We start from the raw sequence: 18,106 nt of genomic DNA on the forward strand, positions 1-18,106 counted from the left end.
CATGCTGATGGATGCGAGCCAGGCTGTTTTGGTCATTGTCGACCTGCAAGGCCGCTTGATGCCGGCCATCCACGAGGCCGGCCTCGTGCTGGCGCAAAACCTGCGCCTGGCCAGGATCGCCCGCCTGCTTGACGTGCCCGTGCTGGGCACGGAACAAAACCGCCAGGGACTGGGGCCGAACGTGGAAGAGATCGCCGCCCTGTGCGAACGGACCCTGCACAAGACGCATTTCGGCGCCTGTTTTGATGGCTTGCATAATATCTTGCCGCCCGGGCGCAAACAGATCGTCGTCACGGGGTGCGAAGCCCATGTATGCATGCTGCAGACGGCCGTTGGCCTGCTGGAACGCGATTACGACGTGATCATCGCCATCGATGCCGTCGGGTCGCGCCAGGGGGCCAGCCGCGATGCGGCGCTGGCCCGCCTGGACAAGCTCGGCGCCCATCTGGTGACGGTGGAGATGCTGGCCTTCGAATGGCTGCGCGATTGCAAGCACCCGCGTTTCCGCGAAGTGCTGGCACTGATTAAATAGCTGGCCCGCCTTTAATCCAGATCAAGTCCATCGGCCATTCATTTGCTAGCTTGGTAACAGCGCCGCCATTCCGAGCGGCGCGCCGTCCACATCAGCAAGGGAGCCATCATGGCCTACATCCTGCGGGGCAAGCTGTGCGGCTTGATCTGTGCCGAGTGTCCTGAAGCCTTATCCCACGTCATCGTGCGCCTGTACCGGCCGCGCGAGTCGCAAAACGTCACGGCCCTGGCTGTGGCCAGCGCCAAGGAAACCTTCGCCATCCTCACGGACGAGGAAGTGCAGGCGAAAGCGCCCTTCCTACTGGCCGAAACGCGCACGGATGACGATGGCAACTTCAGCTTTACCCTGGAAGACGCTTACCAGGGCGAGGCCGTCGAAGTCGACATCCTGTGCCCTGCCGTGCCGCATTTGAAACCGGGGCCGAAAGATCCCGTGCCGTTGCAGTTCTCCCTCACCACCATCCAGCCCCGCTGGCGCCAGGTCGACAATGATTTTCTCGCCGTCTGGGACTATTGCCTGCCGCAACGTTTCTGGTGCCTGGTGCGCGCCCGCTTCGGCGCCTGGACCATCTGCGGCCGATTGCGCACGTGCGACGCTCCCCACGCGCCGATCGCCGGCGCCACGGTGCGGGCCTTCGACGCCGACTGGCTGCAGGACGACGCGCTGGGCCAGGCCGTCACGGACGCCAGCGGGCGCTTCCGCATCGATTACCTGACGTCGGACTTCACCTTGACGCCCTTCTCTCCGTTCATCAACGTGGAATTCGCCAGCGGACCCGACGTGTATTTCACGGCGCAGCTGGGCAGCGTGACGATCCTGTCGGAAACGCAAGCGAACGGCCGCCAGCCGGGGCGCGAAAACGTGGGCCACTGCTTCTGCGTGGAACTCTGCTCGAAAGAAGTCTTGCCGCCCGACGTGGAAGGCGTCCCCCACTGGCAGCAGGTGGAAATCTTCGACATCCACCCGTTCCCCTCGCTGGCCGGCTTTTCCGCGCAAGGCTATGCAGGCGGCGCCGGCGCCTCGTACGTGTTCGCCGGCGGCGTCACCCTGAAGGGCAATTGCCCGCTGCGCAACAACGCCATCCCCGCCAACCCGCTCGAATACCGTTTCCTGATCGGCGAATGGTCCTGGCCCGGCGGCAGCGACGACCCGGCAGCCATCCCTTCGGTGGCGCCCGCCAGCCTGGCGCCGTTGACGCAAGTGCTCGGCACGCACGTCGGCTATGTGTTTTACACGAACGGACTGGGTCTTGGCGATTCGGCGCCCGTCATCATCGACGCGGGCGACTTGAAACCGGGTGGCTGGATACGGGTGGACGGCAAGCCCGTCACCGTGGACATGCGCGACGGCACGACGGCCATCGTCAACGTGGCGCCCAACATCTTCCTGCGCACGTTTGACTTGCTGACCGTGAATACACCGGCCATCACCAGCCTGCACCCGGCCAAGCTGCCGGGCGGCTTGCCCATCCTCGACGCTGGCCGCAGCCTGAGCGCGGCCGAGAGCGAACCGATACGCCGCTACCGCCTGGGCTTCGAGGTACGCGACGGCGTCAGCCTGGCGCTCGTGGCCACGGACGGGCTCGACTCCATCGTCTTCGACAACTCGCCCGTGATCGTGGCGCTGGACCTGGAAGAGCTGCGCAGCAATGCCTGCAACCCCATCGCGGGCGGCCTCGTACATATCCTGTACACGATCGACCATCCGCATCTGCGCTTCTTCAATATCACGATTTCCAACAACAACGGCATCACGCACCCGCCGCCACCGCTGCCGGCCGCCAGCTTCACCCCGCCACCGCCACCGAGTAATTATCTGTTCCGTGGCGACGCGGGCGGGCCGCATTTATCAGGCAACAATGGCGGCTTCCCCGTCAACGTGGCGCTCGATCCACCGTGCGCCTACAGGGTGGCGATCGGTTGGCAGACGCGGCATTACCTGGCGTCGGCGCACAGCATCGACAGGCTGTACTGCAAGTAGGGGCTGCATCAGAAATAGCGCACCCAGGCCTGCGTTGAGGTTCGCTTGTAATTGGCAAACGCGCGGCAAGGGAAGTACAGCACGGGCATCAGCAGCAAGGCCAGCAGCCAGACTTGCCAGATGTGCTCGACGCCATAACGGGCACCGTGGTTGGCGCCCAGCACGGCCGTCAAGGTGAGGCCAATAGCCAGCAGCAGGTATAAATGCAGCAGATAGTAGAACATGGGCGCGCCGCCAAAGGTGGCGCACGCCCGCGTGAACCAGTTATCGACGCTTTCCAGCCAGGCCAGGCCCAGCATACCCAGGCCCAGGGTGAACAGCAGGAAATCCAGCGATGGCGGGTACTTGGTGAAGTTGAGCACGCTCATGACCGTACGCACGGCCGTGTCGCCCGCCACCCACGGCAGGGTTTCGCCATAGATATTGAAGCCGCGCAACACGGCCAGCAGCAGCAAACTGCCCGCGCCCAGCGCCAGCAGCCGGCGACGACGGTTCTCCGGCGAACGGCTGCGCGCATACAGGGGGCCGGCCGCATAGCCGAGCACGATCACGCCTATCCACGGCAGCAGCGGATAGCTGACCTTGATCTTCATGGCGCCGTCCGCCACCAGGTAACCGCGCTGCAGCAATACCGTCAGAACGTAATAGGCAAAGCTGCCCTCTTCCGCGCGCAAGCCTGTCAACAGATGCTGTCCCGCAACAATCGCCACACCGAGCAGCACCAATATTTTCAATGGAAATTTGTGCAGCACGGCCAGCGCCATCATGGCCAGGCCGATGACCCAGATCACCTGCAGATACAGCACGGCCGGCGGAAACGCCCCGCTCCAGGCGAAGTTGACGAACACCAGTTCCAGCACGACCAGCAGCAAGCCCCGCTTGAACAGGAAACCGCTGGCGCTGCGCGGTCCGGCAGCCGGATGCGCATACAGCCAGGCAGACAAGCCTGTCAGGAAAACGAACATGGGCGCGCAGACATGGGCGGCCAGGCGCGTGAAGAACAGGGCAGGATCGACGCTGGCCACATCCATCGGGTCGCTGACCTGGTGGTGTAAAAAGACCGTTTCGCGCACATGGTCGAACAGCATGATCAGCATGACGAGGCCGCGCAGCACGTCGATAACGGCGATGCGGGTACGCAGGGTGGAAGATGTAATCAATGTCATCGTCATCGCTTAGAAACGGTAATGGGCATTCAGGGTCACCGTACGCTCGGCCCCCGGCGCCACCCACAGCTGGCTATACGAACTCGCATAATAGCTGCGGTTGAACAGGTTTTCCACGTTCAAAGCCAGGCGCAGTTTGGCGTTGGGAGAATAAGACGCCAGCAATTTGGCCGTCGTGTAGGCTGGCAGGGTGAACTTGCTGCTGACGGCCACGTCGCCCAGGCGCTCGCCCACGTATTGCAGGCCGCCACCCACGCTGGCCGTGCCCGTAGCCAGCGCGAATTGCTGCGTGGCCAGCAGGTTGGCGCTGTGGCGCGGCACGTTGGCGAAGCGGCTGCCCGTCACGATCGTATTGTCGCCGCGCGTAACGGTGGCGTTGGTGTAGGCATAGGCGCCCGAGACGCGCAAGCCGCGCGCCACTTCGCCCGACACGTCGAGTTCCATGCCACGGCTGCCCACCTCGCCCGCCGCGATGGCGAAGTCCGTGTTGGCGGGATTGGTCGTCAACACATTGCTCTTGCGGATGTCGTACACGGCCACCGTGCCCGTCAGCTTGCCCGTTTCCAGCTTCGCGCCCAGTTCATACGAGCGGCTGCGCTCGGCCGGGAAAGCCTGATTGGCAATGCTGATGCCGCTGTTGGGCCGGAAGCCCTTGGCCGCGCTTGCATACAGCGACCACGCCTGCGACGGCTGGTACACGAGGCCTGCGCGGGGGCTGGTGGCCGACAGCGACTGGCGATTGCTCACGTTCAGGCGATTATTCGTCACATCCTGCGTGTACGTATCATGGCGCACACCGACCAGCGCCTTCCATTGCGCGCCCAGGTCGACCTGGTCCTGCGCATACAGGCCACGCGCCCTTTGCCCTTCCTGCGTATCGATGGACAGGGCCAGCGGAGCGGCCTTGCCGCCATACACGGGATTGAAAATGTCGATGGCATAGGCGTTGGCGGCCGAGGGATTACGGCGTAGCTGCACCCGGTGGTCATCGAAGTGATAGGCGTCGACACCGGCCAGCACCTCATGCGCCAGCGCGCCAGTTTTGAATTTGCCCAGCAACTCGACGCGGGCAGAGACGTCGGTGGCCGAGAAATCGCGGTGGCGGCGCTGGCGGTTCAGCGTGCGGCCATCGGCCAGCAGCCTGTTCGCTTCGGTCGAATAACCGCTCAATGCGCTGTCGCGGTAGGACGCACCCGCCTGCACCGTCCAGTCGTCGGACAGCGCGTGATGGATAAACAGCTGCTGTCCCAGCGACTTGACCGTCATCGGGCCGTCGCCCGGTTCGCCCAGGAAGCGCGAGACGGGGACAAGACCCAGCTTGCCGTTCACGGCAACCACGCCCCGGTCGAACGGCGCGCGCTGCCGCACCGCTTCGATTTCATACGACACGGTCGTGTGCTCGCCCGCCAGCCAGAGGAAGGACGGCGAAAACAGGCTGCGTTCGACTTTCACCGTATCGCGGAAGCTGTGCCCTTCTTCATGCGCCGCGTTCAGGCGGTAGGCGATGGTGTCGCTCAACGGTCCCGTCAAATCCAGCGCGGCGCGGCGCGTGCTAAAGCTGCCGAGTGACATATCGGCACTGTATTCGGGCGCAAACTTCGGCTTTTTCGTCGTGATGTTCACCGTGCCACCCGGCTCGCCACGGCCGTACAGGGCCGAAGCGGGGCCTTTCAGCACTTCCACATTCTGCGTATTGCCGCCGTCGCGCATGCCGTTGTAACCGCGGCTGGAACTGAAACCGTTGACCATGTAGTCGGAGCCGAAATTCGGGTCGCCCGTGAAGCCGCGCATGGCGTAGCTGTCCCACAGGCCGCCCAGCGGACTTTGTTTTGAAATACCGCTGGCCAGGTCCAGCGCGCCGGCCAAAGTCGTCAAGCCGGCGTCGCGCAGCAGGTCGCCGGTCAACACGCGCACGCTTTGCGGCAAGTCCATCAGCAAGGCATCCGTCTTGGTGGCGCCCGTGGCGGACAGGCTGCGGTAATGCTGGCGCTCGGCCTTGACGGTGACGACGTCCTGCGCATCAAAGCTATCGACGGCAGGGTCGGCGGCCAGCACCAGGGGACTGGCGGCGGCCAGCAAAAGCGCCACGGGGCGGCGGTAAAACACGGACATGGGATTCCTGACAAGGGGCAATTCAATGCAATAGGCTTGCATTATAATTGATAATCAATTCTCATTAAAGCCTTCCCGGAAAATCTGCGCCAAAAACTCCACGAACACCTGCACCTTGGCCGCGCGCAGCTGGCGCGGGTGGAACAGCGCCCACAAGTCCGGTCCCCGCGTGCGGAACGGTTGCAGCACGGGCACGAGGCTGCCTTCACGCAGCGGCTGCAACACGGAAACGGACAGCGCCTGGACGATGCCGCATCCGGCCTGAGCGGCGGCGATCATCGATTCGATATGGTCGAAGGCCAAGGCGGCCGGCGGCGTGTGCGCATACGCCGCGTCGCCCCCCTCTCCCTCCCCGGCCTGGAACAGCCAGGGCCGCACCTGGCGCGATTTCGGATACAGGAAATGCAGGCAGGCAAACTGGTCCAGCTCCTGCGGCGTGCGCGGCAGGCCATGCCGGGCAACAAAGGCGGGCGAGGCGCAGCACAGATAATCCATCTTCAGCAGGCTGCGCGCCACCAGCGATGAATCCTGCGGCTCGCCGATGCGCAGCATCACGTCGATGCCCTCTTCCACCATGTCAACCAGGCGGTCGCTGACCGTCAGGCGCAGGGAAATGTCCGGGTAGGCGGCGATAAAGCAGGGCAAGGCGGGCGCCACCAGGTTGCGGCTGATGCTGCTGGGCATATCCACGCGCAAGCTGCCTGAAGGTTTCCCGGCCGCCTGTTCAAGACTGGACTCCAGCACCGCCATGTCGGCCAGCAGCTGGCGCGCCTGCACATGGCATTGCCGGCCTTCGGCCGTGAGCGACATGCTGCGCGTGGTGCGCTGCAAGAGGCGTATGCCAAAGTGTTTTTCCAGCGCCGCCACCTGGTTCGTCACGGACGAGGTCGAGATACCCAGGCGCTGCGCCGCCTTGCTGAAGCCGCCCGCCTCGACCACGGAGCAAAACACGTGCATTGCTTCCAGCCTGTCCATGCTTTTCCCTCCTGTTTTGCAAGCGATTATCCACGATTTCGAAATAGTGCATCGGGGCGCGCCCTGTTTTTCTTTGCGTGATTCCCGCCTAGACTGGGGCATCAACCACAGGAGAACCTCATGCAAGCCCTCGTCCTCACCAGCTTTGCCAGCCCCATGAGCATCGAGCACCTGCCCGTGCCGCAGCCCGGCCCCGGGCAAGTCCTCGTCCGCGTCGCCGCCAGCGGCGTCAATCCGCTCGACACGAAAATCGCTGCCGGCGCCGCCCCACACGCCCGGCCCCGCCTGCCCGCCATCCTCGGCATCGACGTGGCCGGCACGGTGGCGGCCGTGGGCGACGGCGTGACGACTTTTCACGTTGGCGCAACAGTCTATGGCATGGCGGGCGGCATAGCCGGCATCCAGGGCTCGCTGGCCGAGTACGGCGTTTTCGACGCCGCGCTGCTGGCGCCCGTGCCGCCAGCGCTGAGCATGCGCGAAGCAGCCGCCCTGCCCCTCGTCTTCATCACGGCCTGGGAAGGTTTAGTGGATCGTGCCCACGTGAAGGCGGGCGACAGCGTGCTCGTGCATGGAGGCGCAGGCGGCGTGGGCCACATGGCCGTGCAGCTCGCCGTCGCCCTTGGCGCCACAGTGTATGCCACGGGCAGCGCGGCCAGCCGCGATGCCATCGAGACGCTGGGCGCCCGCTTCATCGATTACCGCACCAGCACGGTGGACGACTACGTGGCCGAACATACGGACGGCGCCGGTTTCGACATCGTCTACGACACGGTGGGCGGCGCCACCCTCGATGCCAGCTTCCGGGCGGCACGCATATACGGCGGCCACGTCGTCAGTTGCCTGGGCTGGGGCACGTTCGCCCTGAGCCCGCTGACGGCGCGCGCGGCGACTTACTCGGGCGTGTTCACGCTGCTGCCCCTGTTGAGCGGTGAGAATCATGCGCGCCATGGCACCATCCTGCGCGAAGCCAACAAGCTGATCGAGGCGGGCAAGCTGCAGGTGCGGCTCGATCCACGCCGCTTTACCCTGCACACGGCGCACGATGCGCATGTGGCGCAGATGGACGGCAGCGCGCGCGGCAAGCTGGTGGTGGATGTGCAGGATTGAACGCGGGCTTGTTTCCCGCGCGCTCAAGCGTTAATATACAAGCATTAACTTGCATATTAAGGAACCGGGCATGCGTGAAAATCTGGAAAAACTGCTGGCGCAGGGGCGCGACAACGCGCTGCTGCGCTTTGGCCTGGGCGATGCCTACCTGAAAGACCAAGACGCCGAGCAAGCGGCCCTGCACCTGGCGCAAGCCACCGTACAGCAGCCCGGCTATTCCGCCGCCTGGAAACTGCTGGGCAAGGCCCTGCACCAGCTGGGCCGCCCGGACGAAGCGCAAGCCGCCTGGACCACGGGCGTGACCGTGGCCCAGCAGCAAGGCGACTTGCAAGCCGTCAAGGAAATGACGGTGTTTCTGAAACGCCTGCAAAAACAGCTGCAGGCGGCAGAGTAAAAGGCTTAATGCGCGTGCGCCGCGCCTTTGGCTTCGGTTGGTAACGCGACGCCCCGTTCTTTCGCCAGCTTCTTGGCCAGCAAGCCGCCCGCTTCGGCCGCATAGGCGCGGCAGGCGCCGGCGTCGATCAGGGGATTATCTTGACCGCTGCGCCTGGCTGCCTTGCCCAGCACGTCCGTCGTGCCCGGATGCACGGGGATGATGATGTCGCATGGCAAGGCGGCCACCTTGGCGATGCTCGCTTCGAACGAGGCCGAAATATCGGGCGTGCCGCCTTTGCCCGTATAGCGGAAATCGCCGCTCGAATACGGGTTCAGGCTATCCGCATACACGACGTCCAGGCAGCGCTGGCCTTCGCACGATGTCCACGTCCATGTCGTGCCGCCGGGGGTGTGGCCCGGCGTCATGTGGGCCGTCAAGGACAACGGTCCTACCTTGACGGTATCGCCCTCGCCCACCAGGCTGACCTTGCGCACCTTGGCCACATGCACGACGGGATCGGCCTGGTACTGCGGATCGTCCTTGCCGTTGGTGCCGCTTTGCAGCACCGGGGCGGCGGCCGCGCTGGCCATCACGATGGCGCCGCTGGCCCGCTGCAGCGCGGCGATGCCGCCCGCATGGTCCCAATGGGCGTGCGAATTGAGGATGTATTTCACATCCTCGATGCGAAAGCCCAGCGCCTTGATGTTCGCCACGATCAGGGGCGCCGATTGCGGCAGCGCGCCGTCGAGCAGGATATGACCCTGCGGACTCGTCACCAGCACGGCCGACAGGCCGGCCGTGCCCACATACCAGGTATTGCCAAAGACATTGAACGGCTTGACGGGCGCGTTCCATTCCTTGCAATTGTCGCAATTTACCGGTTTATCCTGCACCGGTGCGGGGGTCTTCGCCTGCACCGTGCCAGCCGCCATGGTCGCAACCGTAGCCAGCATCAACTTCGCCAATAGTGTCATCTTCATCTCCAGAGTGTAAAAAAGATGGGCGCCCGCACTGGCGCGCCCGGGGGGGGTATCAATGCATGCGACCGGTCCTGTCGGCCAGGGTGTCGCGGATGTGTCCGGCGTCAAGCGAGCGCCGCTGCGCGCCGGCGGCGTCCAGCAGCACCACAGTGACGTGCTTGCCGCCGCTGCGCATGCGCATCGTCAGGCAGCTGCCCGCTTCGTTGCTGCTGCCAGTTTTCGACAGCACAATGTCCCAGCCCTTGCCACCGACCAATGGGTTGGTATTGTGCAAGGTACGGACCTTGCCATTGACGGCCACGCTCGCTTGCGGGTGGCTGGTGATGCGCGCGATGTCCGGATAGCGCGCGGCCGCCGCGACGATCTTCGCCACCTCGCTGGCCGTGGAGGTGTTCGCCGGCGAGCTGCCGACGGGGTCCAGCAAGGTGGTGCGCGTCAGCCCCAGGTGGCGGATCTTCGCTTGCAAGGCCTGCTGAAACGCCGCGCTGCCGCCCGGATAGGTGCGCGCCAGTGCGGCGGCGGCGCGGTTTTCGGACGGCAACAGCGCCAGTTGCAACAGCGCGCCGCGCGATACGGCCACGCCCTCGGCCAGCAGGCTGTGGCGCTGCATTGAAGCGTCGGCATCGGCGCGCACGATACGCAGCTGTTCGTCCGGGTCGAGGCCCGCGTCCAGCACCACCATGGCCGTCATCAACTTGGTGATCGAGGCGATCGGTACGACGGCGTCCGCGTCTTTTGCCATCAGCACCTTGCCGCTGGCGTCATCGAATACCAGCATGTGTTTCGCGCTGACGGGCAAGTCCAGCATCGCGGCGGCGGCCTCGGCCAGGGCCGCCCCGTTGACGGCAGGCTTGCCCGGCGCCTGCAGCAGCAAGGTGGCGCAAGCCAGCAGCAAGGCGGGCACGGCCAGCTTCCAGCCGCCAGTGTCGGGGCCGGGCGCCATCAGGCGTTCGATTCGCGTCAGCAACGCCCCGCCCCGTGCCGACATCAGCAAGCGGGAATGCTGCGGCGCGGCTGCATGCAGGGACAGCGCATGCAGCGCCGAGGCCAGCTGCTGCGGGTCTTGCAGCGCTTGCGCAGCCAGCGCGTCGGCCACCTGTTCGCGCTCGGCCCGCATGCGCGCCGACAGCCACCAGACGACGGGGTGAAAAAACAGCAACGCCTCGGCCACGCTTTGCAACAGGTTGACCAGGTAATCCCAGCGCCGTACGTGCGCCAGTTCATGCGCCAGCAGCGCTTCGAGCAAGGCCACCGGCATGCCGCTCAGCAAGGCGGCCGGCAGCAGGATGACGGGGCGCCAGAAGCCCACGGTCACGGGACTGGACAAGCCCGCATGCAGCTTCAGCGGCACTGGCCCACTGCTGCGCAAGCCCATGCGCAAAGCCAGCGCATCGAGGCGCGCCTGCCAGATGGCGGGCGCCGCCACTGCCTGGCGGCGCAGCTTGCCAACCCAGGCCAGGCCCAGGCACAGCCGCAAGCTCATCAAGCCAACGCCGGCGCTCCAGGCCAGCACCAGGGCCGGCATCCACGCTTGCAGCGCGGCGCGCCAGGCGGGCGGCGCGTCCACCGGCAGCTGGGCCAGCGATGTGCCGGACAGGAGCGAGAGCAGGTGGACGGTGGGAATGCACAGGCACAGCAGCAGCGCCAGCGCGCAGACGGCGTAGCGCCAGCGCGCGCTGGCGTGGCGCAGCAACCACAGCAATACGGCAGACACGGCGCCGACGATCACGCCCTGCCAGACAAAATACAGCAGCACCCAGCCCAGCGCAGGAACAAGCTTGCCCAACTCAATGCCCAAACCCATGTCCAGGTTCATGGCGCACCGCCATCCTTGCTGCGCAGTATTTTTTCAATTTCCAGGCGTTCCGCGTCGCTCACGTGCTCGCGCAGCGCCGTCAGCACGAGCGCCTTGCCGGAACCGGAAAACACCTTGCCGATCAAATCCTTGAGCAAGCTGGTCTGTAACTTTTCCTGCGCTTCGACGGCCGCATACAGTTGCGGCCGCTGGCTTTCATCGCGGCTCAGCAAGCCCTTGCCATGCATCAGCTGCAACTGGCGCAGCACGGTGGCGTAACTGGCGTCGGCACGCTCCGCGGCCAGGGCGTCATACACGGCGCGCGCGTCGGACGGACCGCGCTGCCACAGGATGCGCAGCAGGTCCAGCTCGGCTGCCGTGGGATGGGGAGTGGAGGTATTTTTTAACATGCCGCTAGAATACCCAGTCTAGAACGCCCTGTCTAGAACTTTTTTTCTAGAGTCCCTGGCAAGACTAGAATTCGCGCAAGCGGTCGAACAGGTCCAGCAAGGCCGCCTCGTCGACGAGCGCAGTGCCCTGCCCGCCCAGTTGCTGCCGCAGCTGCACCAGCAACTCAGCCAGCACCGTGTAGATTTCCTCGCGCTCGACCGTCTCGATGATGCTCGCACGCCGCTCGATCTTGTTGAATTCAGCCACATAGGCGGTGACCATCGCTTCCAGCGCGGCGGCGGCCGCCGTCGCCTCCATGGCGGCATCGATGCCGCGCGTCACGGCCAGCATATTCTTGTAGGCCAGCGCCGCCTTTTTCGCATACGCGGGGGAAATATGCTCGCGGCCATCCCAGTCGCGGAACGGATTGAGCAGGTTGTCAGCCAGCCATTCCGGCTTGCGCGCCTTGCTCACCGACAAATCCAGTCCCAGCGCCGCCGCTTTCTTGTAGCCGGCCTTGATGGCCTTGGCCACATCGCCGGGCAAGCTGGTCAGCCACAAGGCCGACAGCTGCGGCAATTGCGTGGCTGATGGAAACTCTTCCGCCGTGTAACCGAACAGATCATAGGCGGTAAACATCCGCAGTTGGGCCAATTGCGCAAGGCTGGCCATCTGCGACGCCAGCCCCGGCTTGCCCCAGATGCGCAAGGCCGTCAGATGGGGAAAGCGCTGCGCCACTTGCGCCAGATCAACGTCTTTCATGCTGACCAGCGACAGGCCGCCCAGCTGGCCGAGACCGTGGAACGGCGGCAGCGTGTGCTTGCACTGCAGTGTCAGATGGCGGCCATCGGCGCCATCGTCGATGCGCAGCGCCGGCGATGGCGCGCCGCGCAGCGCGAGCAGGCCCAGGCCTTCGTTCAAGACCAGGCTGGTGACGCCATCGGGCTGCAGGATCAAACGGCTCAAGCCACTGCCGCTGAAATCGAGCGCATGCACCGTCGATGACTGCCAGTCCAGCTCATTGATGAAGGGATTGCCTTGGATAAACGCCATCAAGGCCTGCGTGCCATCGGCCGTCTCGATGGACATCAGGCAAGGCAGTTGCTCCAGCTCGGATATGTCGTCCAACGCCTGCAAGACGCTGTCATTGATTTTCGTCGCATCCTGGCGGAAGACGTGGCCGCCGAGCGTCACTTCGCGCTCGTCCGACGCGGCCTTGAATTGCTGGCGCCGCAGCGGATCGATGCGCTCCCAGTTACGCTGGCGCAGCACGCTGTCGCCCACGTTCCAGCCGCTGCGGTAACTGTTGACTTCCACATCCACCAGCGGCGCGATATTGCCAACGAGAGTATGGCCAGGCGGCACGTTCGCCGTGGCATAGCAGTGATCGTGGCGATTATTCCAGAAGAAATAGTCGCACAGCAGCGGCCGCATGGCTTGCACGGCCGCCGCATCGGGCAAAGCGTCGCCGGTCCAGTCCAACTCCAGCACGGCAGCTACCGGCCTGGACGAGGATACATCCTTGATGCGGGTGACCTGGCAAGCCACATATTGCTGCAGCTCGGACGAAAACACACTGTAAACATCGCCAACATTCGGTAGCACGCAACTTCCTTTCAAAACACCTGACGGTCGAATGTTGAAAGATAGCAAAAATGACAGCGCAGCGTCGTCCTGTTCAGTCAGCGTGCAGCTTGTGATGCATGCGCCGCAGTCCCAACCAGACGGCCGCTGCCACGAACGGCACCAGGGCGCCGACGAGGATTTCCGGATTCACGGGCAAGCCCATCACCTTGGCCGCCTTGCCCGTGTAGCTGAACAGGCCAATCACGTAATACGAGATCGCCGCCACGGACAAGCCTTCCACCGCTTGCTGCAGTTGCAACTGCTGCGCCGCGCGGGCGTTCATCGATTGCAGGATTTGCCGGTTCTGCAATTCCTGCACGATGCCCACGCGCGTGCGCAGCAAGTCATTCGTGTTGGCAATGCGCTGCGCCATCGCTTCCTGGCGGCTAGCCATCGCTTCGCAGGTGTTCATGGCGGGCGTCAGGCGGCGGTCCATGAATTCCTCGACCGTGGGAATGCCTTCGATACGCACTTCGCGCAACTCGTCGATGCGCGCTTTCACGAGGCCCATGTAGGCTTTCGAGGCGGAAAAACGGTAGCTATTGTCGAGCGACAGCTTTTCAATGCGGGCCGCCAGGCGCGTGATGCGGTCGAGCAAGGCTTGCTCGGAGACGCCGTCGTCCGTCTTGCTGGCTCCCGGCGCATCGTCCGTGTCGACCATGGCGGCGGCCAGGGTGGCCAGTTCGTTTTCGATGGCATTCAAGGATGGCGCCGCCTGCATGGCGTAGGGCAAGCCCAGCAAGGCCATCATGCGGTAGGTTTCGATTTCCAGCACGCGCTGCACCAATCGGCCCGACTGCTGCGAGCGCATGCCCGCGTCGCGGATGACGAAACGGCTGAAGCCGTCGGACTGTATCGTGAAATCGGTCCACAATTCGCCGCCCTGCAACACTTTGCTGCCAGCCAGGGTATTGCCCTCGAACACGCGCGACAAGCCCTGCATGAAGATCTCGGCAGGCTCTGTCGCCTGCTCCAGCACCACGTGCGCGGCCACCATCAGCTTGCCCTTCAAACCCACCAGCCACTGCTGCGGCAACTGTTCCAGGGGCATGCGCTCGAACGCCTGCGCCAGAGGCAAGGCCTGCCCTGGATGCTCGGCAAAGGTAAACGTGGCAAATTCCGTGTGGCATTCCCATTTCAGGCGGAAGCGGCCAAAGTCATAATAAAAATACTTGGCTTCGGCGGCGGGCGGCGTGACGCCGAAATGCGTGCACAGGGCCGCCAGGGTGGCGTGCTGGGCCGCCATATTCGACGCACCGGGCGCCGCGCTGTCATCCTTGTAGACGGCCAGATGGGTGATCAGCTCGGGAGCGTCGAGCTGCAAAAACGGCCGCGAGTGGATTTCCGCCGCCAGCGGCACGCGCAAGGCGTGGTTCAAACTGGAGTTAATCAAGTGCATGATAGCCAAAGGTAAAGTTGCAAAACTGCTTAGACCCGCGCGCGTGCTGCTATGCCCGCGGCGGGGTCTGATTGTCACAGTGTAACAAAGCAGGAAGCATGCCTACCTTTTCAAACTTCGTTCATGCCGTTTTAGCAACGCCTATCGCACCCTGCTCCGCCTCCTGGCGGCTGCCCAGCCACCAGAACGCGCCGGCCAGCACGACGGCCGAAGCCTGTCCCAGCGCCAATTTAAATGCGCTGTCGAACAGCAACGGTGCGACAAAACCGGACACCAGGGCAAACACCAGCATTTGCACGAAATTTTGCAGGGACGCGGCCAGGCCCCGCATCTGCGGGAAAATGTCCAGCGTCGACATGGTCATGCCCGGCAAGGCCAGCGACATGCCGAACGCATACAGCATCACGGGCACGACAGCGAACGGGATGCTGGCCGCAAACCAGTGGTTGTAAGCGATATTGAGCGCCCCCGTGGCCGCCATGGCCAGCAAGCCCCAGCGCACCAGCACGGTGCTTTTCACCGCATGCGCCAGCTTGCCCGACAGCGCCGAGCCGCCCACCAGGCCAGCCACCATGGGGATGAACATCCAGCCAAACGCCGTTTCCGGAAGACGCAGCAGCTCCAGGATGAAACGCGGGGCCGAGGCGATGTACAGGGCGAAGCCGCCAAAGGCGAAGGCCACGGCCAGCGAACGCAGCAGGAACGCCCGGTGGCGCAAGGCCAGCCAGTAATTGCGCGCGATATTGCCTGGGTGGAAGGGTTGGCGTTGCTCGACGGCTAAACTTTCCGGCAAGCCTTTCAGGCAGGCGAGCGCCAGCAGCACGGTGACGGAAAACGTGAAGACGAACGTCGATTGCCAGCCGTAGGCCACGTGCAGCCAGCCGCCGATGATGGGCGCTATGGCGGGCGCGATGCCGAACACCATCATGATATTGGCCAGCATCTTTTGCGCAGCCGCGCCAGACAGGGTGTCGCGCACGATGGCTTGCCCGATGACCCTGCCCGCTCCCGCCGAGGCGCCCTGCATGCCGCGGAAAAACAGCAGCCAGCCAAAGCTGGGCGCAAATGCGGCGCCGATGGAGCCCACGGCGAAGATCAGCAGCGAGGCGAGGATCACGGGGCGGCGGCCAAACGAGTCGGACAAGGTGCCGTAGAACAAGGTCATGAAGGCATAGGCAGCCAGGTAGACGCTCAGGGTCTGCTGCACCAGCACGCTGCTGACGTCGAAATGCGTGCCGATCGCGGGAAACGACGGCAGGAAGGTGTCCGTGGCGAACGGGCCCAGCATGGCCAGCCCGGCCAGCACCAGGGTCAAGTTTCTGGTTTTCATGCAAGCTCCTGCGCAACATGCTGGCGACGCAAGCCGTCGAGGGCCGCCAGCGAGAAGGCGGCAATATGCCGGGCGATATCGGCGATACCCGCTTCGTCATAGGTAATTTCCGGCGCCACCAGTTCATGCACGATGCGCGAACGGGCATAGAACACGGCCTGCCCGATCACGCTGAACACGCATTTCTGTACCACGTCGTCGGGCATGGCCGGCCCCACCACGCCACGGATCAGGCTAGTGAACAAAGCGTGCTGCGGGCGCACATTGCGCTCGGCCAGCTTGTGGATGGCGGCCGTCGGCTCGATCAGTTCGCGCGCCACCAGGCGGCTGAACAGCGAAGCCGGACCCGAGCGCAACATGTCGGAGACGAGCGCTTCTATGGCCAGGCGCAACTGTTCCACTGGCGGCAATTGCGCCTGCGCACTTGCCGCCGCCACATCGGCGGCCGAGGCCCGCGCCAGCTCGCGCGCATAGTCAAAAGCGGCCAGGTGCAGCTCTTCCTTGCTATGAAAGTAATAATTCACCATCGCCACATTCACGTGGGCCGCCTCGCAAATCTTGCGCACGGACGCGACCTTGTAGCCGTCGTCGGCAAACAGCTGGGCCGCCACTTGCAGGATGCGCGCGCGCGCCGGCTCCGCTTCCCTGTCACTTCTCGTTTCTTCCGTCATGCCATTCCCATCATTTAAACAGCCGTTTAATATTGCAGGGAATTATATCAAACAGTCGTTTAACTTTCAGGCGAACACAAAAAAAGCCCGGCGAACCGGGCTTTTCAAGGGACTGGCGGCAGGCTTAGTGCTTCATCGCCGGCATCGGCGCCGAGGTGGCGCCCAGCGGACGGGCCACGGCATTGACTTCGATGGTTTCGCGGCGCTTGTCTTCGCCTTCGACGACGAGGGTCAGCGGAATCTTGTCGCCCGCCTTCACCTGCCCTTTGAGTTCCAGTAGCATCACGTGGTAACCGCCCGGTTTCAGTTCGACGGCCTTGCCGGCCGGCAAGGCGATTTCCTTGACCTGGCGCATGCGCATCATATTGTCCGTCATGCTCATTTCATGGATTTCCGCCACGCCGGCCACGGGCGAACGCACTTCCAGCAGGCGCATGGCTTTCGGCGCCGTGATCTGCATGAAGGCGCCCGTGGCTTTTTGCTGCGGCACGGTGGCGCGCACCCACGGGTCGGTAATTTGCACGCTGGTTTGTGCGACGGCAGAGAAGGACAGCACGGTCAGGGCCGTGGCCAGCAGGGTTTTCAGATGGGTCATGATTATTTCCTCGCGATGGTTATAAGGTGTATTTCGATTTCATCAGGGTCTTGATGTCCTGCACGCATTCGTCGCCCGTCAACTGGTGTTTCAAGCCCAGGCGCATGCGTCCCTCGGCGTCGAGCACATAGCTGATGGCCGTGTGGTCCATCGTGTACGAACTGCCGCTCGGTACGCGGCGGTAGAAGACCTTGTAGTTGAAGGCCGTCTGCGCCGTGTTCTTCGGGTCCGTGCGCAAGCCGAGGAAACTCGGATCGAAGGCGCGCATGTATTCGCCCAGCAACTCGGGCGTATCGCGCTCGGGGTCGATGCTGATAAAGATTACCTGCAATTTATCGCCATCGGCGCCCAGTTTCTGGCGGATTTCCAGCGCGCGCGACAGGGCTGTCGGGCACACGTCCGGGCATTGCGTGAAGCCAAAGAAGACCATCACATATTTGCCCTTGAAATCGGCCAGGGTGTAGACCTTGCCATCGGGGCCGCTCAACTTGAAGTCGGGCTTGTAATCGCCTCCCGTCAAGTCGAGGCCGTTGTAATGGGGTTTCGGCGCTGGTTCGCAAGCGGCAAGCGTAAGCAATCCCGCCGTACCGGCGAGAAGGAAAAGACGACGTTTCATGATAATTCCGGCCCGATGGGCGTAGTGGATACAATTAAGACGTGGAAGGCGTGACTGGCGTTCAGGCAGCCAGAGGGGGGCCGCGCGGGCTGGCGGCCAGCCACGCGAACGGGGCCCGCGGCGCCTGGTAAAACAGGGGCGGATACAGGTCGTGGCCCGTAATGACGGCCAGCGGCGATGCTGACGACGGCGGCAAGCCCACGCTGCCCGCATGGCTCATGCAGAACGGGCAATGCTCGATGTGATGCAGCACGGAATCGGTGGCGGATGTGGCGGTCGGCGCCAGGTCCGCCTGCGTGTAGACGGCGCCGCTGGCCGAGCAAATCTCGACGGCGGCATTGTTCGCGTTCGCATGCAGCGAGGCAAACGCATACGACAGGGACGGCGACAGCGCATTGAGCAGTATCGCCAGGCAGGCGAACCACATATGCCACTGTTTGCGCTTCAATAATGATC

The 18,106-nt window shown here is 64.0% G+C and carries 17 protein-coding genes; 4 read left to right on the plus strand and 13 right to left on the minus strand.

The features are described from left to right. The first annotated feature begins 1 nt into the window (after position 1). Together CSQ93_RS26875 and CSQ93_RS26880 are read left to right on the plus strand one after the other, a co-directional pair. Positions 2–532 (plus strand): isochorismatase family protein, encoded by a 531-nt coding sequence (locus CSQ93_RS26875; protein ID WP_099380668.1) that lies wholly within the window; start codon positions 2–4, stop codon positions 530–532. Positions 533–640: 108 nt separating this feature from the next. Continuing rightward, positions 641–2,512, plus strand: a complete 1,872-nt coding sequence (locus CSQ93_RS26880; RefSeq protein ID WP_099380669.1) for a hypothetical protein — start codon at positions 641–643, stop codon at positions 2,510–2,512. Between the two features lie 8 nt (positions 2,513–2,520). Here the strand turns inward: CSQ93_RS26880 and CSQ93_RS26885 are convergent, their stop codons facing one another. From CSQ93_RS26885 to CSQ93_RS26895, 3 genes are read right to left on the minus strand one after another with little or no spacing between them, the layout of a single operon-like run. After that, positions 2,521–3,684, minus strand: a complete 1,164-nt coding sequence (locus CSQ93_RS26885; RefSeq protein WP_099380670.1) for a DUF1624 domain-containing protein — start codon at positions 3,682–3,684, stop codon at positions 2,521–2,523. Between the two features lie 3 nt (positions 3,685–3,687). Further along, complete coding sequence (locus tag CSQ93_RS26890) at positions 3,688–5,790, minus strand: TonB-dependent siderophore receptor (protein WP_199534528.1); 2,103 nt, start codon at positions 5,788–5,790, stop codon at positions 3,688–3,690. 54 nt (positions 5,791–5,844) lie between these two features. Then, positions 5,845–6,765 (minus strand): LysR family transcriptional regulator, encoded by a 921-nt coding sequence (locus tag CSQ93_RS26895; RefSeq protein ID WP_099380671.1) that lies wholly within the window; start codon positions 6,763–6,765, stop codon positions 5,845–5,847. A gap of 120 nt (positions 6,766–6,885) precedes the next feature. On the opposite strand from CSQ93_RS26895, the gene CSQ93_RS26900 reads away from it, so the two are divergent. Both CSQ93_RS26900 and CSQ93_RS26905 read left to right on the plus strand, forming a co-directional pair. Further along, positions 6,886–7,872 (plus strand): zinc-dependent alcohol dehydrogenase family protein, encoded by a 987-nt coding sequence (locus tag CSQ93_RS26900; protein WP_099380672.1) that lies wholly within the window; start codon positions 6,886–6,888, stop codon positions 7,870–7,872. 70 nt (positions 7,873–7,942) lie between these two features. Then, positions 7,943–8,266 (plus strand): tetratricopeptide repeat protein, encoded by a 324-nt coding sequence (locus CSQ93_RS26905; protein WP_099380673.1) that lies wholly within the window; start codon positions 7,943–7,945, stop codon positions 8,264–8,266. A 5-nt stretch (positions 8,267–8,271) separates the two neighbouring features. On the opposite strand, the gene bla is transcribed toward CSQ93_RS26905, so the two are convergent. The 10 genes from bla to CSQ93_RS26955 all read right to left on the minus strand — a co-directional run bounded on the left by bla (position 8,272) and on the right by CSQ93_RS26955 (position 18,098). Then, positions 8,272–9,222, minus strand: coding sequence for a subclass B3 metallo-beta-lactamase (gene bla / locus CSQ93_RS26910; protein WP_233516364.1), 951 nt, complete (start codon positions 9,220–9,222; stop codon positions 8,272–8,274). 58 nt (positions 9,223–9,280) lie between these two features. Further along, entirely contained in the window at positions 9,281–11,044 is a 1,764-nt protein-coding gene (locus tag CSQ93_RS26915) for a M56 family metallopeptidase (RefSeq protein WP_099380674.1), read from the minus strand. Next, positions 11,041–11,433, minus strand: coding sequence for a BlaI/MecI/CopY family transcriptional regulator (locus CSQ93_RS26920; RefSeq protein WP_034757543.1), 393 nt, complete (start codon positions 11,431–11,433; stop codon positions 11,041–11,043). The genes CSQ93_RS26915 and CSQ93_RS26920 overlap by 4 nt, the downstream gene beginning before the upstream one ends. 64 nt (positions 11,434–11,497) lie before the next feature. After that, positions 11,498–13,018, minus strand: coding sequence for a hypothetical protein (locus CSQ93_RS26925; protein WP_099380675.1), 1,521 nt, complete (start codon positions 13,016–13,018; stop codon positions 11,498–11,500). Positions 13,019–13,091: 73 nt separating this feature from the next. Continuing rightward, positions 13,092–14,438 carry a DUF3422 family protein gene (locus tag CSQ93_RS26930; protein WP_099380676.1) on the minus strand — a complete coding sequence of 449 codons (1,347 nt, stop codon included), beginning with the start codon at positions 14,436–14,438 and terminating at the stop codon, positions 13,092–13,094. Positions 14,439–14,559: 121 nt separating this feature from the next. Continuing rightward, positions 14,560–15,768 (minus strand): multidrug effflux MFS transporter, encoded by a 1,209-nt coding sequence (locus CSQ93_RS26935; RefSeq protein WP_099380677.1) that lies wholly within the window; start codon positions 15,766–15,768, stop codon positions 14,560–14,562. Further along, positions 15,765–16,439 (minus strand): CerR family C-terminal domain-containing protein, encoded by a 675-nt coding sequence (locus CSQ93_RS26940; RefSeq protein ID WP_099380678.1) that lies wholly within the window; start codon positions 16,437–16,439, stop codon positions 15,765–15,767. The genes CSQ93_RS26935 and CSQ93_RS26940 overlap by 4 nt, the downstream gene beginning before the upstream one ends. Before the next feature lie 124 nt (positions 16,440–16,563). Further along, entirely contained in the window at positions 16,564–17,034 is a 471-nt protein-coding gene (locus tag CSQ93_RS26945) for a copper chaperone PCu(A)C (RefSeq protein ID WP_099380679.1), read from the minus strand. Positions 17,035–17,053: 19 nt separating this feature from the next. Continuing rightward, entirely contained in the window at positions 17,054–17,650 is a 597-nt protein-coding gene (locus CSQ93_RS26950; protein ID WP_035817840.1) for an SCO family protein, read from the minus strand. 61 nt (positions 17,651–17,711) lie between these two features. Then, positions 17,712–18,098: a DUF2946 domain-containing protein gene (locus CSQ93_RS26955; RefSeq protein ID WP_158301384.1), complete on the minus strand. Its 387-nt coding sequence runs from the start codon at positions 18,096–18,098 to the stop codon at positions 17,712–17,714. Positions 18,099–18,106 lie beyond the last annotated feature (8 nt).

The sequence above is a fragment of the Janthinobacterium sp. BJB426 genome, from assembly GCF_002735705.1.
Lineage (GTDB): Bacteria > Pseudomonadota > Gammaproteobacteria > Burkholderiales > Burkholderiaceae_D > Janthinobacterium.